This is a genomic window from Lentzea xinjiangensis (assembly GCF_900110955.1).
In the GTDB taxonomy this organism is placed as follows: Bacteria; Actinomycetota; Actinomycetes; order Mycobacteriales; family Pseudonocardiaceae; genus Lentzea; species Lentzea xinjiangensis.
In genome coordinates this window covers 78,292-92,983 of the sequence record NZ_FOFR01000031.1, presented here as the reverse complement: position 1 = coordinate 92,983, position 14,692 = coordinate 78,292, and the positions used below count along the sequence as shown (strand labels likewise).

The following is a 14,692-nucleotide window of genomic DNA, read 5'->3' as shown; positions in this document are numbered from 1 at the left end:
TCCAGGAAATTCGTCCGCGCGCTCGCTCGTCACGGCTTGACCGGGTCGATGGGCCGGGTCGGCGCGGCGGGCGACAACGCCGCGATGGAGAGCTTCTTCGCGTTGCTGCAGAACAACGTTCTCGACCGGCGTACCTGGAACACTCGCGAGGAACTGCGGATCGCGATCGTGACCTGGATCGAGCGCACCTACCACCGCCGTCGACGCCAGGCTGCCCTCGGCAGGTTGACCCCGATCGAGTACGAGGTAATCATGACCACGCCAGCCAGCCGGGCTGCGTGACTACAACTGTCACCTACTCGTGCAGCAGACCCGTTCCTAATGTGCGTAGACGCGAACAGGCCAGGCGGCGGCCTGTGAAGATCGTAGGCAGACTCGTTCTGATGGCCGCACTCACCGGACTGATCATCCGCGTCGGACTCGGCTACAAGTTCGGCCTCCTGGTCACGCACTCACCATCGCCGCACACCTGCTGCTGGGACGATAGCCGGCAGACTCCTGCAGCGAGGCACGTCGGCCTGGCCCGGCCGGCACTCGGGAAGTGACGTGACGCACACCCCGGCGGCACCGGTCCGGGTCTCGCGGGCAGACCCGCAGGACGATGATGATGCGGGTGGCCGGACGGGCGGGCCGGCGGAGGCGAGGGGCTGCGAGTGGGGTCGATCGGCGCCCGGCGGGTGGTGAGCCAGGACCAGGTGCTGCGCGGCGCGTGCCGGTTCTTCCTGCGGCACGGCCGGGTCGAGATGGACGCGCTGGCGGCGAGCCTGGCCATCAGCCGGGCGACGCTCTACCGGGTCGTGCACAGCCGCGACGGGCTGCTCGCCGACGTGCTGTGGGTGCTCGCGGACCGGCTGCTGGCCCGTGCCCGGCAGGAGCGCACGAACGTCGGCGTCGAGGGCGTCCTGGAGGTCACCCGGCGGTTCGTGGCCGACCTGCGCGCGGCCGGCCCGTTCCGGGCGTTCCTGCGCAGCGAGCCCGACACGGCCATCCGGGTGCTGTTCAACACCGCCGGCGGGGTGCACCGGCGAGCGGTGTCGGCGCAGAAGGAGATCCTGCTCGAAGTGGACGGCGGGCCGTGGTCGGCGGCGGCCCTGGACCAGGTCGCGTTCCTGTACGTGCGGATCGTGGAGTCCGCCCTCTACGCCGAACTGCTCAGCGGCGCGCCGCTCGACCCGGCCCTGGCCGAAACCGCCGCCCGCACGGTGCTGCTGCAGCACCGCTGACCCGACCACCGCAGCGTGCTGCGACGGCGGTCTCACGATGGCGCCGCGTTCTGGTGCCGGTCGTCCGGGCCTGGCTACGGTCGGTTCCGCACCCATCCCCCATCGCTGTGGGAGCCGGTATGTCCCCTTCCCCCTGGCGTCGCCTCGGTCTGGTCGCGGCCGTGCTCGGCCTGCTGGTCCCGACGTCCGTCCCCGCCTCCGCCTCCGCGCCCGCCGGTCCCGCGCCGCGGGTCGTCGGCCCGTTGCCCGGGACCGTGCCGGGTGACCGGCTGGCCGACCGGATCGAGGACACCTACCCGTTCTTCTCCACGCCCGACGACCTCGCCGCCGCCGGTTACGTCGAGCAGGAATTCCACGTCTCCGGCGCGGCCGACGGCTGGGCCGGCAACGGCACGAAGGTCGCCACCGGTGTGCCGTACGCGACCCGGGTCGTCGTGCGGCGGCCCGCGCACGCCCGCGACTTCAACGGAACCGCCCTGGTCGAGTGGCAGAACGTCACCGCCGGGTACGACCTGGACGCGTTGTGGAACGCCGAGTCCGTCGTCCGCGCGGGCTACGCCTGGGTCGGTGTGTCGGCGCAACGGGTCGGGGTGGACCAGCTCCGCGCGTGGAGCCCCGCGCGCTACGGCGGGCTGGACGTGACCGGCGGCGGTCGGTTCACCGCCGACGAGCTGTCCTACGACGTGTTCACCCAGGCCGGCCGCGCCGTCGAGTCGGGTGCGGTCACGGGCGGCCTGCGGCCCCGGACCGTGCTGGCCATCGGCGCCTCACAGTCGGCGGCCCGGATGACCGTGCTGTACGACCGGGTCCTGCCGCAGCAGCAGCCGGTGTTCGACGGTTACGGCTTCGTCGTCGGCACGGCGCCGACGCGGGCCGGCGCGGAACCCGTCTTCCAGGTGCAGTCGGAGACCGACGTGCGCAGCGCGACCCGTCCCGCCGACACCGACCGGTTCCGCCGCTGGGAGGTCGCTGGCGCGGCCCACTCCGGCTACGAGGGCCAGGCCTACCGCGTGCCGATCTCCGAACGCGACCTCGGCGGCGCACCGCAGTACGACTGCGACCGGCCGCCGTTCAGCCGGGTGCCGATGCACCACGTCACCGCCGCGGCCTACGACCACCTGCGCCGGTGGGTCGAGCGGGGCACGCCGCCGCCGACCGCGCGCCCGTTGGAGTTCGAGCCGGACGGCGTCACCAAGAAGCGCGACGCGCTGGGCCTCGCGCTGGGCGGCATCCGGTTGTCGCAGGTGACCGCACCCAGGGCGCTGAACACCGGCGACAACACCGGTGAGACGTTCTGCCGCCTGTTCGGCACGCACGTGCCGTTCGACGCGGCGACGTTGGCCCGGCTCTACCCGCACCGCGGGGACTACCTGCACCAGGTGGTGACCGCCGACGTCGCCAACGTGCACGCGGGCTACCTGCTGCCGGCCGACGCGCGGCAGAACCTCGCCGACGCCCTGGCCGTTGGAGGTCGGCGATGAAGGTCCCGTTGCTCGCGCTCGTCGTGGCCCTCGCGTCCACGGTCGCGGCCGTGCCCGCCGGCGCCGAAGCGCTCACCCCGATCGTCTTCGTGCACGGTCAGCAGGGGTCGGCGCAGCAGTGGCAGTCCAACGCCAAGCGGTTCTCCGGCAACGGCTACCCGGACGCGCTGCTGCACGCCTACGAGTACGACACGAGCATCCCGACCAACGACCGCGCCGTCGCCGACCTCGAAGCGTTCATCGCCGCCGTCCGCGCCCGAACGCGGGCGGCCAAGGTGGACGTGATCGCGCACTCGCGCGGCACGACGGTCATGCACAGCTACCTGTCGTCGCCCGAACGGGCCGCGTCGGTGCGCAAGTACGTCAACGTCGATGGGCGCTCCAGCGCCGCACCGCCGGGCGGCGTACCGACGTTGGCGCTGTGGGGCAGCCTGCAGCCCAACGGGTCCATCGGCGGCGCGACCAACGTTCACCTGACGACGCTGGGCCACACCGAGACCACCACGTCGGCCGACGGTTTCGCCCACATGCACCGGTTCCTGCGCGGTCGGCCCGCGTTGACGACCCGGGTGCTGCCCGAACCGCCCGGCCTGGTCCGGATCGCGGGTCGGGCGACGTACTACCCGCAGAACGAGGGGCTGGCCGGACTGATCCAGGTGTGGGAGCTCGACCCGCTCACCGGCGCGCGGCGCGGCGAACCGCGGCACAGCGCCCGGACCGGCGCGGACGGCTCGTTCGGCCCGCTGCCCGTCAACGGCCGCGCGCACCACGAGCTGGTGGTGCTGCGCGAGGGTCAGGTGCCGCACCACTTCTACTTCGAGCCGTTCGAGCGCAGCGACCGGTTCGTGCGGTTGCAGGTGTCGCGTCCCGGCGGCATCACCGACCACATCGACCGGTGTCCGACGCACAGCGCGCTCACCGTCATCCGCAACCGCGAGTGGTGGTCCGACCAGCCCGACAGCGACCGGCTGGAGCTCAACGGGGTCAACGTCCTCACCGCCGACGTCTCGCCGCGGCTGCGCCAGGTGATCGCCGCGTTCGCGTTCGACGACAACTGCGACCTGGCCTCGACGCCGGGTGCCGCGCTGCCGCCGTTCGCCGCGCTGCCGTTCCTGACGGGCGTGGACGCCTACCTGCCGACGCGGCCGGAGGGCACGATCCGGGTCACCCAGACGGCGCGCGGCACCGGTGGCGGGTCGCGCACGATCGCGGTGCCGAACCGGCCGTCGGACGCGCACGCGGTCACCGTGCAGTTCAAGGACTACCTCGACGTCGGAACCGGAGGACCCCGCGCAACGTCCCCCTGAGCGGAGAAGGGGGTTCGTGTGGCCGAACGGTTGTCAGGGTCTGGCGAAGTCGTCCACCCGGTCGGCGCGGATCTGGTCGGCGCTGGGGTCGAACCCGCCCGACACGTACCCGCTGACCGTCTGGAACCACGGCGGCGAGTTGCTGAACGCCTCCCGGGTGTCAACCCTGTCCTTGATCCGGTCGATCCACCACCGCTGGTTCGCGTCGGCGTCCCAGTCCCAGTGCTCCCGCTTGTCCGGATCCCACCAGTCCACGTCCTCGCGGGTGGTGCCTTCCGGCGCGCGCCAGAAGCCCTCCGTCGTCGCGCCGACCTTCATGTAGTCCTTGCGGACGTCCGGCGCGTTCACGCCGCCGATGTTGTAGCGGGCGATGTTGAGCCGCAGCCCGTCCTCGCCGAAGAGCAGGTCGGCCAGGTGGTTGCGGATTTCGTCCGGGTAGCCGCCGGTGATGTTGGCGAACCACACCAGGCTCGTGCCCCAGCCCTCGAACGCCGGCTGCTGGTAGGACGGGTCGGGGCGGACCGTGACGGACCGGACGTCCGCCTCCTGCCCCGCGGCCTGCGGTGTGCCGGCGGCGGCCAGGGCGCCCGTCAGCACGGCGACCAGACCGAGGTGGGCGAGTCTGCGGGGTGGTTTGTGCGGTTTCATCGTCGTTGATCTCCTCATCACCACTGGAAGGCGCTTGCCTTGCGCGCTGGCCGAGGGCTGGGGCATGGTCAACAGATCCCTGTGGCGCACCCGCGATCTCGCCGCGTGTGGCGGGGCCAAGCGCCCCGGCACCGGTCTTGCCTGCGGGGCGCCAAAACACGGCCGAGCGACCTGACCTGCACATTTGAGCTGCGGCGGGTTCGCACCCGCTGATCAAGCAGTCGAGGACTCCCCGGCGGCGTAGAGACTTGATCAGCGCCAGCGGCAGGCCACCGCACAACGCCGTCAGCCGGTCGCCGGCCTGGGACGCCACGCGGTCGGCGCCGAGCCTCGTGCCGAGCAGTTCGCGGGACTCGGCGTCCGAGAGCGTGTCCAGCACCACCTGCCGGGCGCTATGTCTGGTGATCAGGCCCGGCATCCGGTTGCGGCTGGTCACCAGGACCGTGCAGGTGGTCGTGCCGGGCAGTAGCGGGGCGACCTGAGCGGAGTCCGCGGCGTTGTCCAGCAGCAGCAGCATCCGCTTGCCGGCCACCACCGTGCGGAACTGGGCCGCCCTGGCCTGCACGTCGGCAGGCACCCGTCCCGGTTCGACACCCAGCGCCTCGAGGAACCCGCGCAGCACCACCGCCGGATCCATCGGCGCGTTGTCCGGGCTGAACCCGCGCAGGTCCACGAACAACTGTCCGTCGGGGAAGCGGTCCACGTGCCGGTGCGCCCACCGCAACGCCAGCCACGTCTTGCCGACTCCGCCGAGACCCGTGATCACGGAGATGACCACCGTGTCAGGGGTTTCCGGCACGTCGAGGCGGTCCAGCTCGTCGTAGCGGCCGACGAACGGCCCCGGTGCGGCGGGCAGTTGGCGAGGCACCGCGGGCCCGCTGACCGCGCTCGCCGGCGGCGTGGGGACCGCGAGGTCGGCCGTGAGGATCTGTTGATGCAGGGTCTGCAGCGTGACGCTGGGGCCGATACCCAGGTCGTCGGCGAGGCGCTTGCGGTACTCCCGGTAGTGCTCGAGCGCGTCGGCGCTGCGCCCGGCCTGGTGCAGTGCGGTTATGTACTGAGCGGCCACGCGTTCGTCCGACGGGTGCGCCGCGGTTCGGGCCGCCAGCTCGACCACCACGTCGCCCGTGTGGCCCTGCCGGAGCCGGAGCCGGGCGCCGACGAGGTCGTGCTGCGCGGCAAGACGCTCCTGCGCCAGCGGTCGCGCTCGGCTTCGGCCCACTGACCGGTGAGACCGGTCAGGGCGTCGCCCCGCCACAGCCGCAGCGCCTCCGTCAGCAGCGCCAGCGCCTGCCGGTCATCGGCCGCCGCACGCGCCCCGACGCACAGCTCGCGGAACCGGTGCAGGTCCACCGACTGCGGTCGGGCGACCAGGAGCGAGTAGCCGCCGGACCGGCGCGCGATGCTCACGTCGTCCGCTCCGGCCAGCACCCGGCGCAGCCGCGACACGTAGCTCTGCAGGGTCGCTCTGCTCCGCCGTTCCGCGCCCAGGCCCCACACCCGCTCAACGAGCCGGTCCACGGACACCACCCGGCCCGCGTCCACGGCCAGTGCCGCCAGCACGCACCGCTGCCGCGTGGGACCCGGCAGCACCGCCGCGTCCAGGTCCGGCAGGTCCGGGGCCACCTCGCCCAGCAGTCGGACCACGGCCATGCCTCGTCCCCTGACCAGCGCATTTCAGAAACAGTGCAAGGAATCTGCAGGGATGGTTCCGCATCATGCAACGGACGGATCACCTCAGCCCAGTGGAAGGGAAACCCATGAGCACGACAACCGAAACCTCGCCGCAGCCGACGACGATGGAAGAGCTTCGCGCCACCATCGAAGCGCAGGGTGGCGTCGATGTGAAAGACCTCAGCGACTACGCGGAGAACTGCTGGTCCGGGTGCTGACCTGGTAAGGCACACCGCACCGACGTCGCCGGATCGCCTGGCGGCGTCGGCCCGCCGGTCCGATCCATGGAGGAGTCGCGATGGCGTTTCCCGACGTCGAGCACTACGTTCCCGCCGCCGTCCGTGAGGTCCTCGGGCAGCGGCTGCCCGGCCGGAGCCCTGAGGACCTGCGTACCCAGACCGAGGAGTGCCTGAAGTTCCTGATCATCGCATCGGGATCCGAACCGATGTTCATCCCGTTGACCCGCGAGGTCGACGAGGTGTGGCACGAGCTGATCTTGCAGACTCACTTCTACGCCGAGCTGTGCCGTGCGCTGCCGGGCGGCGCGTTCATCCACCACCAGACCCTCGGGATCGGGGACTACGCCTCCGGTGCCACCAACCCCGATCTGCTCGACGAGTACATGTTCTGGATCCCCGCCTACGTGAGCCGGTTCGGTGAGTACACGGAGGAGCGCGCCCGCTACTGGAGCGTCGTGCAGTACTTGCGGGACAAGCACGGGATTCCCCTGGACGCCATCAACGCCGCGGGACGGGTGCCGTGTTGACGGCCCCTACGGGACCGAGCCCGGACCTTGTCCGGTTCGACCGCGAACTGCCGCCCGCCTTGCGCGGCGCTGTCCTGGACCGGCTGGCCGCGACGCCGTGGCACCACTACCCGCGGCTCGACCCGGAGCTGCGGGAACGGGTGGCGGCGCACTACGGCGTGAGTGCGGCCACCGTGCTGCCCACCCGCGGTTGCACCGAAGCACTGGACCTGGCCGTACGCCGTGCTGCGCGGCGGAGCGCACCGCACGGCATCTCGTCCCTGGCCCTGCCCCGGCGGAGTTGGTACGGCTTCGTGCCCCTCGCCGAGCGCGCCGGGCTCGACTGGTCCCACTACGACGCGGGGACGCTCCCCAGGCCGGGGCGCATCCCGGTGCTGTGCACGCCGAACAACCCGACCGGACACGTCGTGGCCGACGCCGACCTCGCCCGCCTGTGCGCCGACGGCGCCGGTCCGGCGGTCGTCGACTGCACCTACGACGATCTCGGTGACGACCCGGTGCTGCCGCGGGTCGGGCGGTTCCTCGGTGGGGACGCCGTCTTGTGCACCAGTCTGGCCAAGTCGACAGGGCTGGCCGGTGCGCGCCTCGGCCTGCTGTTCGCCGCTGCTGACGTCGTGGCGGAGATCGAGGCGGAGGCCGGCCCGCACCGCCTCGACGCCTTCCAGCTGGCGGTACTGGAAGCGCTGTTCAGCGAGGACGGACTGCTGGCGTGGCGAACCATGATCGGCGAAGCGCGGGCGCTGCGCGCGGCGTGCGCCGACCACATCCGGGCGTTGTTGCCGTGCGGCACGGTGACCGCGGCCGTCGGCACGGTCGTCTACGCCCGCTTCGACGCCGACTGCCAGCAGCACCTGCCGGACCTGGTCGCCGCGACCGGGGCGACCGTGTTCCCGGTCGAGCGGGTGCTGCGCGTGCGGGTCACCACCGCCACGGCGAACGCGTTGGCGGCACTGCGGAGCAGGTGTTCGTGATGCGCCTGGCGAACGAGCCCTTGCTGATGGAGCTGGCGGACCGGTTCTACTCGGGGGTCACCGACGACCGCGTGCTGCGCGCCCTGTACCCCGACGCCGACCTCACCGCGGCCGCCAGGCACCTCGGCTGGTTCCTGGTCGAGTTCTGGGGCGGCCCGATCACCTACTCCAAGGTCCGGGGCTACCCCAGCCTTCGGATCCGGCACATCCCGTTCCCGATCACCGCGGAGCTCCGGGACCGCTGGCTCGGCCACATGCGCACCGCGCTGGCCGAGGTGGCCATCGACGAGCCGGACAAGGCGAAGCTGTGGCAGTGGTTCACGGCCGAGGCCGAGGTGCTGGTGAACGTGCCGTGACCGCGACCGAAGCGGAGGAGCAGGCGGACACCCTGCTGCGGGAAGGCAAGCTGCGGCAGGCCGCAGCGACGTACGCGGACGCCGTGGACCACGTTGCCCGGCAGTTCCCATCGGAGACCGGACGGCTGCTCGGCCTGCGCCACCGCCTTGCCTGGACGTTGTTGCGGACCGGCCGCGCCGACGAGGTCATCGCGCTGTACGAGCGCAACCGGACGCCTTTCGACCACCACACCTGGCGCGTCCTCGGCGACCTCTACCTGCGGGCCAGTCGCCTCGAGGAGGCACACCACAGCTACGCGACCGTGCTGGACTGGATCCAGCGGCGGCTCGTCCGCGAGTACGTGGCCATGCTCGTGCTCGCCGACACGATCGGTTGCCTGCTGCGGCAGGGTGTCGCCCTGACCGCGCTGGCGCCGCTGCGCCGCGAGCTGCACGACCTCGCCGCGCTGCACCGACGCAAGTCGATCGGCCTCCCGCTGCTGTGGACGTGCTTGGCCGACGTGCACGACGCGCTCGGCCAGCCCGGAACCGCCGGGGCCTACCGGGAGCGTTACCTGGCGTATTGGGAGTGGTACCTGGGGCCGGACCACATCAGCGTGGTGACGCTGAAGGCGGCCCACGAGCGCGGAGGCGGCCCATGTACGAGTTCGTGATGACCCGATCCACGGCCGACAACCACGACCTCACGGAAGCCGCCCGCAAAGCCGTGCGGGAGGACGGTGGCTTCGTGCTGCGCAACGCGCTGCCGGCGAAGGCCGTGCTGCGGCTGCGGTCGGAGCTCACCGCGTCGTTCCGCCGAGTGTCCGAACAGGACTGGACGTGGGGGGAACTGCGCCGCCGCGCGCGGGCCGACGACCACCTCCTCGGGCTGCGCCGCGCGTTGTTCGCCTGCCCGTCCAACGCCGAGCTGTTCCGCCACTCCCGCCTGCGCTCGTTCCTCGGAGCGGTCTTGGACACCAGCGAACCGTTCCTGCACCCGCGCCGCTGGCTGCGGCTCAACGAACCCGGCGGCGGCCTCGGCACGTGGACCACGCCGTACCACCAGGACCACCGGTTCGTGCAGGGCACGCCGGATGTCCTCACCGTGTGGACCCCGCTGCACGACTGCGACACCGGCGGCCTCCAGGTGGAACTGCGCTCGCACCACGACGGGTTGAGGCCGCTCGGCGAGCGCGGTGAGACCAACCACCTGCCGCCCGTGCTCGGCGTCGACCCCGGGAACATCGCCGAGCCCGCGTGCGAACTCGGCGACGTGGTGGTGTTCCACAGCCTGGTCGTGCACGGCACCGCGGCCAACCAGAGCAGGTACAACCGGATCTCGGTGGACGCGCGGTTCCAGCACCCCGGCGACCCGATCGCCGGTGAGCAGCTGATCCCGGCCGTCGCGCCGCAGGACGAGCGGCCCATCGGCGTGCCAGGGGTGGACGACCCCCGGCCCTCGGCGTGGTCCGGCGACCCGGGGATGGCGGTGCCCGCTTCGATGCCGGTGGTCCCGGCGGGCGACTTCCACCTGAGCCGGCCCATCGCACCCTCACGGTTCGCGCGACCGTGATGACCGAGGTGGACGACTGCGCCCGTGAGGTGAGCGACGGCCTCGCCGGATCCCGCCTGCTGCCTTGCCGGACCGTCGAGGAGGTGCGCACGCAGACCCGGGAGTTGGTGCGAGGCTTGGTGATCGCCGCCGACATGGGAGGTTTGCTGCTGCCGCTGTCCCCGGAGCTGGACCGGGTGTGGCTGGCGCTGCTCACGGAACCGCCGCTCTGCCAACGGGTTCAACGACTTCTTCCGTCAGGGGTGGACTTCGTGCACGTCCGCAACGCTCCACCGGCCGACCTGAGCGAGCACCTCCTCGACTGGGTCGAGCGCTACCGGTGCCGGTTCGGCCCGATCCCTCCAGGGGTGGCCCACTACTGGCCCGCCTGCCGTTACCTGGAACGCCTCGGCGTCGGCCTGTCATGAGGATCGACTACCTGAGCCGTGGCACCGGCTGGGCGCACGCGGCCCGCACGGCGCTGGTCGCCCCCGCCCTGGCGCGTCGTCCGGGGGTCGAGGAGGTGACGATCGCCGCGAGCGGCAGTGCCGTGGACTACTTCGCGATGACCGGGTTGCCGTACCACGACCTGCGGGTGCCCGACGAGCTGGATCACTCCGGATACGCCGCCTACCGCATCCGGGAACACCTGCGCTCCCGTGACGGCGCGGACCGTGTCGTCGTGTCCGACGAGCTGTGCCTCGCGTCGCTGGTGTGCGAGGCGCCGTGCGTGCTCATCGTGTGCTCGTTCCGCCACTACGATGCCGGCCCCGAAGCGTTCGGCACCGCCGACCGGATCCTGCTGGCCGGCTGGTCGGAGGTGGAGCCGGTGCCCGAGGCGATCCGCTCGAAGGTGACCGCGATCGGCCCGATCGTGCGTGTGGTCGGAGAGGACCGGCCGACTGCGCGCCGGGTGCTCGACCTGCCCAAGGACGCGCTGGTGGTGACGGCGTCGTTCGGCTTGTTCTACCCCACGAAACGCGACTACTTCAGGGACGCGCTGAGCGCGGTGCTCGGCGCGTGGCGGCACGCCCCAGCGGACGCCGTGTTGGTGATCCCGTTGACGTCCGCCACGGTTCGGGAGCTGCTGGGTGGGGTCGCCCTACCGGACAACGCCCGCTGCGTCGGCCCGACCGGTCGCATGGACCGGTACCACCGGGCGTCGAACACGGTCCTGACCGTCGGCGGCTCCACCACCAGCCACGCGGTGCGCAACGGCATACCGACCGTCGTGATCAACCCGCCCGCCGGTTCCGTCGAGTCCCGGTACGCGGCATTCCTGGCGGGCCGCTGCGACCACCTGACCCGCACGGAAGGCACCGAGTCCGCACAGGACCTCTGGGACATGATCGACCACAGTGCCCACACCGCCGAGCTCGCTCCGCCGGACCTGCGCTGGGGCACCGCCGACGATGTCTACCACGCCGCACGCGGAACATGACCCGTCCGGGGTTGCTCGGTGTCCGTCCCACCAGGCCCGCCCTCGGTCCGGGTCTGCGACACAGCTGCCGTGTTCACGCCAACCAGCACTGCTACTCCAAGGGACAAGCACAGCGCCCCGACAGGAGCACCAAAGGATGAGATCAGAGTCGACCAGCGGTTTTCGCCGAACCCTGCGTCGCAGGCGACCGAAAGGAGCATCACGGGTGAGTGACAGGGTGGCGGAAACCTCCCCTGCCGGGGCGCCGCGTTCTACGACGACCAAGCCGTCCACGCCAACTACCTGGCGGTCCTGGCGCAGCCCGACGAACCCAGCGCACGCCTGGAAGATCCCGCCGTTCGCGACTTCGTGGGCGATCCCGCAGGCTTGTCCGTGCTCGAACTCGGCTGCGGTGACGGCCGGTACGCGCGTGAGCTCCTCGCGGCAGGCGTTCGCGCCTACTCGGGCATCGACGGCAGCGCACGCATGGTGGCAGCGGCGCGTGCGGCGGTCGGCGCCGACGAGCGGGCCTCGGTCGTCCACGCCGATCTCGACCGCTGGGAGCCGGACGTGGCGGAGGTGGACGTCGTCGTCGCGCGGATGGTGCTGCACTACGTGGACGACCTCGAACGGTTGCTGCGGCAGTCCCGAGCCTGCCTCGCGACCGGCGGCACCTACACCTTCTCGGTCGAGCACCCGGTCATCACGAGCAACTACGCGCAGCCCGATGGCGCGCCCAGGGTGAGGACCTGGCAGGACAGCGGGTACTTCGACGAAGGACGTCGGACCTGCCGGTGGCTCGGCGCCGAGGTCGGGAAGCACCACCGCACGGTCGAGCGGTACCTCTCCCTGCTGTCCGGAGCGGGGTTCGCCCTTTCCGGGTTCTCGGAAGGACGTCCCCAGCAGGGCCACTTCGACTCGCAGGAGCGGTATCAGGCAATGCGCGACGTCCCGTTCTACCTGATCATCCGCGGGATCGCGCGGTGAGCCGGGAGGACGCGGCGGCGCGGGCGGCTCCGCGCCCCGCCAAGGTTTCCGTGCTCATGCCGACGTACCGCCAAGCGCACTTCCTCCCCCGCGCGGTCGGCAGCCTCCTCGACCAGACCTTCCAGGACTGGGAGCTGATCGTGGTCGACGACGGCTCGCCCGACGACACCGCGGACGTGGTCGCGCAGTGGGACGACCCACGCATCAAGTACCACCGGCTGGACCGCAACGAAGGGCTCGGGTTCGCGCTCGGGTTCGCGCTGCGGGCCGCCGTCGGCGCGTACGTGGCCTACCTTCCGTCGGACGACCACTACGACCCGCACCACCTGGCGAACGCCGTCGCGATGCTGGACGGCGAGCCGGACTGCTACGCCTGCTACGGCGGCTTGAGGTGGTGGACCACCAACGCCAGCAAGCCATTCCGGGTGCGCGTCACGTCCGCGTCGTTGCGCGGCGACGACGTCGTCGGGGCGGAGGAGCAGGCGTTGCTCGACCTCACCGAGCCGCTGCTGTCCGACGACGTCCGCAACGGCAACGTGTTCGCGCTCGTCCAGGTCGTCCACCGACGAGACCATGAAGCGGCGGTCACCTGGCCTACCAGGTCCGAGATCGTCTCCGACGGGCTCGAACGGGACTACTGGCGCGAGTTCGCCCGGCGCGGCGCCCGATTCCGGTACACGGGCGAGGTCTCGTGCGAGTGGGGCGACCACCCCGACCAGCGCCACAAGATCATCGGCGGTCGTGGCGCCGTACACCCGACGGACCCGACTGGCCGGGGCTTCGGGCTGGCCCGGTACCGGCAGTTCTACGGCATCGAATCCGGCCTGGCGCTCAACTGGCGAGCCGGTTTCTGGGGGTTGCCCCACGATCAGAGGAAGCGGTACGGCCCGCTGCACGCCACCGGGTCGCGCCGCCCGGCAGTGGCGGCGGACGAACCGCTGCGGATCCTCGTCGTGGGCGAGCTCGGGTTCAACCCGGAGCGGATCCTCGCCCTGGTGGAGGCCGGTCACTCGGTGCGCGGTTCGTGGATCACCCGCACGCAGGCGTGGCAGACCGTGGGGCCGCTGCCCTTCCCCGGCGTCGAAGACATCCCGTTCGACGGCGACTGGACGCGTCGTGTCCGCGAGTACGCGCCGCACTTCATCTACGCGCTGTTGAACTGGCAGGCCCTGTCCACCATCGGTCGCGTGCTCGACGAGGTGCCCGACATCCCCATGGTCTTCCACTTCAAGGAAGGCCCCCACCTCGTGGCCGAGATGGGGTTGTGGCCGGTGATGGTGAAGGTGCTACGGCACAGCGCAGGCGTGGTCTTCATCAACCAGGAGTGCCGTGAGTTCTTCGAACGCAGCACGAAGGGGTGCGTAGACGCGGACCGCGTGCTGATCCTCGACGGCGATCTACCCAAGGCGAACTGGATGACCGACGACTGGTCGCCGAAGCTGTCCGCCCTGGACGGCGAGCCGCACACGGTCTGCGTCGGGCGGATCCGGGTGGAGGGCAGGAACTTCCTGGAGCCGATGCCGGTGCTGGAGAAGGCGGGTGTGCACGTGCACGTGTACGGCGAGACCTACCAGAAGTGGAGCCGGGACTGGATCGAGACCGGCCGCGGGAGCCGGTTCCTGCACCTGCACCCCAACGTGGAACCAGTGGACTGGGTCCGGGAGCTGTCCAAGTACGACGCCGCCTGGCCCCACGTCCACGAGAGCTCCAACGAAGGCGACCTCCGTCGCGCGCATTGGGACGACCTCAACCTGCCGGCCAGGCTCGGCACGTACGCGGTCGCCGGTCTGCCGTGGATCGTGCGGAACAACAGCGGTCACCGGGTGGCCGTGCAGAGCCTCGCGGAGCGCCACGGGCTCGGCGTCGTCTTCGACGACATCGACGACCTCGCGGAGCGCCTGTGGGACACGACGGGGATGGATGGACTGACCGAGCGCGCTCGCGCCGCCCGACCGCAATTCAGCTTCGACGACCAGCTACCGGTGCTCATCAACTTCTGCAGGAGGGTGGTGGAAATGGGCCCGAGGTAGTCGCCTGCGGCGGCGCCTCTTCGTGGAGCACCGTGTCGTGCGCGGCTCGGCGTGTCGACGCATCGTGCCGATCAGCGGTGTCCGCCGCACGACCGTGGAGGCAGTTCCATGCCGATGACCCTGCGTTTCGGGGTCTTTCCGCAGGACCTGGACACGACGGTGAAGTTCTACACCGAGGTGCTCGGCTATCCGCGTCAGCTCGGTGCATCGGGATTCGTCGACGCCGAGATGCTGGACATCTTCACCAAGCAGTGGATCGCCAGTTCGTCGCGGCGACGCCGCTGGAACGGCGGGGCCG

At 71.3% G+C, this 14,692-nt stretch carries 16 protein-coding genes and 1 pseudogene; 15 read left to right on the top strand and 2 right to left on the bottom strand.

From position 1 onward, the window contains the following. The 4 genes from BMW88_RS38460 to BMW88_RS38445 form a co-directional block, all read left to right on the top strand. Positions 1-282 (top strand): integrase core domain-containing protein (locus BMW88_RS38460; protein WP_143116464.1); only part of this gene is annotated, 282 nt, incomplete at its 5' end. A gap of 371 nt (positions 283-653) precedes the next feature. Then, entirely contained in the window at positions 654-1,223 is a 570-nt protein-coding gene (locus BMW88_RS38455) for a QsdR family transcriptional regulator (protein ID WP_089961360.1), read from the top strand. A 119-nt stretch (positions 1,224-1,342) separates the two neighbouring features. Continuing rightward, on the top strand, positions 1,343-2,704 hold the full coding sequence (locus BMW88_RS38450; RefSeq protein ID WP_245778349.1) for an alpha/beta hydrolase domain-containing protein: 1,362 nt from the start codon (positions 1,343-1,345) through the stop codon (positions 2,702-2,704). Further along, positions 2,701-4,011: an alpha/beta hydrolase gene (locus BMW88_RS38445; RefSeq protein ID WP_089961359.1), complete on the top strand. Its 1,311-nt coding sequence runs from the start codon at positions 2,701-2,703 to the stop codon at positions 4,009-4,011. Before BMW88_RS38450 ends, BMW88_RS38445 begins: the two co-directional genes overlap by 4 nt. Positions 4,012-4,044: 33 nt before the next feature. Here BMW88_RS38445 and BMW88_RS38440 read toward each other — a convergent pair whose 3' ends face one another. After that, complete coding sequence (locus BMW88_RS38440) at positions 4,045-4,659, bottom strand: glycoside hydrolase (RefSeq protein WP_218148385.1); 615 nt, start codon at positions 4,657-4,659, stop codon at positions 4,045-4,047. 248 nt (positions 4,660-4,907) lie between these two features. Here BMW88_RS38440 and BMW88_RS44655 point away from each other — a divergent pair, with 248 nt between their 5' ends. Then, positions 4,908-5,141, top strand: a complete 234-nt coding sequence (locus BMW88_RS44655; RefSeq protein WP_483868440.1) for a hypothetical protein — start codon at positions 4,908-4,910, stop codon at positions 5,139-5,141. 500 nt (positions 5,142-5,641) lie between these two features. On the opposite strand, the pseudogene BMW88_RS44650 reads toward BMW88_RS44655, so the two are convergent. Beyond that, positions 5,642-6,312, bottom strand: a pseudogene (locus tag BMW88_RS44650) (AfsR/SARP family transcriptional regulator); the annotation flags it as partial. 107 nt (positions 6,313-6,419) lie between these two features. Between BMW88_RS44650 and BMW88_RS44235 the strand changes: the two are divergent. From BMW88_RS44235 to BMW88_RS38390, 10 genes are all read left to right on the top strand, one after another. After that, positions 6,420-6,551, top strand: coding sequence for a hypothetical protein (locus BMW88_RS44235; protein ID WP_281249512.1), 132 nt, complete (start codon positions 6,420-6,422; stop codon positions 6,549-6,551). An 80-nt stretch (positions 6,552-6,631) separates the two neighbouring features. Beyond that, complete coding sequence (locus BMW88_RS38430; RefSeq protein ID WP_089961357.1) at positions 6,632-7,099, top strand: hypothetical protein; 468 nt, start codon at positions 6,632-6,634, stop codon at positions 7,097-7,099. Beyond that, positions 7,096-8,070: an aminotransferase class I/II-fold pyridoxal phosphate-dependent enzyme gene (locus tag BMW88_RS38425; protein WP_177221629.1), complete on the top strand. Its 975-nt coding sequence runs from the start codon at positions 7,096-7,098 to the stop codon at positions 8,068-8,070. Before BMW88_RS38430 ends, BMW88_RS38425 begins: the two co-directional genes overlap by 4 nt. Next, positions 8,070-8,426, top strand: a complete 357-nt coding sequence (locus BMW88_RS38420; protein ID WP_089961381.1) for a globin domain-containing protein — start codon at positions 8,070-8,072, stop codon at positions 8,424-8,426. The genes BMW88_RS38425 and BMW88_RS38420 overlap by 1 nt, the downstream gene beginning before the upstream one ends. Continuing rightward, complete coding sequence (locus BMW88_RS38415; protein ID WP_089961352.1) at positions 8,423-9,079, top strand: tetratricopeptide repeat protein; 657 nt, start codon at positions 8,423-8,425, stop codon at positions 9,077-9,079. The genes BMW88_RS38420 and BMW88_RS38415 overlap by 4 nt, the downstream gene beginning before the upstream one ends. Beyond that, complete coding sequence (locus BMW88_RS38410; protein WP_089961348.1) at positions 9,064-9,978, top strand: phytanoyl-CoA dioxygenase family protein; 915 nt, start codon at positions 9,064-9,066, stop codon at positions 9,976-9,978. The genes BMW88_RS38415 and BMW88_RS38410 overlap by 16 nt, the downstream gene beginning before the upstream one ends. Next, positions 9,978-10,385: a hypothetical protein gene (locus BMW88_RS38405; protein ID WP_177221628.1), complete on the top strand. Its 408-nt coding sequence runs from the start codon at positions 9,978-9,980 to the stop codon at positions 10,383-10,385. The genes BMW88_RS38410 and BMW88_RS38405 overlap by 1 nt, the downstream gene beginning before the upstream one ends. Beyond that, positions 10,382-11,398, top strand: coding sequence for a glycosyltransferase family protein (locus tag BMW88_RS38400; RefSeq protein WP_089961342.1), 1,017 nt, complete (start codon positions 10,382-10,384; stop codon positions 11,396-11,398). Before BMW88_RS38405 ends, BMW88_RS38400 begins: the two co-directional genes overlap by 4 nt. 366 nt (positions 11,399-11,764) lie before the next feature. Further along, positions 11,765-12,364, top strand: a complete 600-nt coding sequence (locus BMW88_RS38395) for a class I SAM-dependent methyltransferase (protein ID WP_177221627.1) — start codon at positions 11,765-11,767, stop codon at positions 12,362-12,364. Beyond that, positions 12,361-14,394, top strand: a complete 2,034-nt coding sequence (locus tag BMW88_RS38390; RefSeq protein ID WP_089961337.1) for a glycosyltransferase — start codon at positions 12,361-12,363, stop codon at positions 14,392-14,394. Before BMW88_RS38395 ends, BMW88_RS38390 begins: the two co-directional genes overlap by 4 nt. The last annotated feature ends 298 nt before the right edge of the window (positions 14,395-14,692 follow it).

Excerpts from the sequence above, each read along its gene's own strand:
- BMW88_RS38450 (WP_245778349.1), top strand. The coding sequence starts at position 1,343 with ATGTCCCCTTCCCCCTGGCGTCGCCTCGGTCTGGTCGCGGCCGTGCTC.
- BMW88_RS38445 (WP_089961359.1), top strand. The coding sequence starts at position 2,701 with ATGAAGGTCCCGTTGCTCGCGCTCGTCGTGGCCCTCGCGTCCACGGTC.
- BMW88_RS38440 (WP_218148385.1), bottom strand. The coding sequence starts at position 4,659 with ATGAAACCGCACAAACCACCCCGCAGACTCGCCCACCTCGGTCTGGTC.
- BMW88_RS44235 (WP_281249512.1), top strand. The coding sequence starts at position 6,420 with ATGAGCACGACAACCGAAACCTCGCCGCAGCCGACGACGATGGAAGAG.
- BMW88_RS38430 (WP_089961357.1), top strand. The coding sequence starts at position 6,632 with ATGGCGTTTCCCGACGTCGAGCACTACGTTCCCGCCGCCGTCCGTGAG.
- BMW88_RS38420 (WP_089961381.1), top strand. The coding sequence starts at position 8,070 with ATGCGCCTGGCGAACGAGCCCTTGCTGATGGAGCTGGCGGACCGGTTC.
- BMW88_RS38410 (WP_089961348.1), top strand. The coding sequence starts at position 9,064 with ATGTACGAGTTCGTGATGACCCGATCCACGGCCGACAACCACGACCTC.
- BMW88_RS38405 (WP_177221628.1), top strand. The coding sequence starts at position 9,978 with ATGACCGAGGTGGACGACTGCGCCCGTGAGGTGAGCGACGGCCTCGCC.
- BMW88_RS38400 (WP_089961342.1), top strand. The coding sequence starts at position 10,382 with ATGAGGATCGACTACCTGAGCCGTGGCACCGGCTGGGCGCACGCGGCC.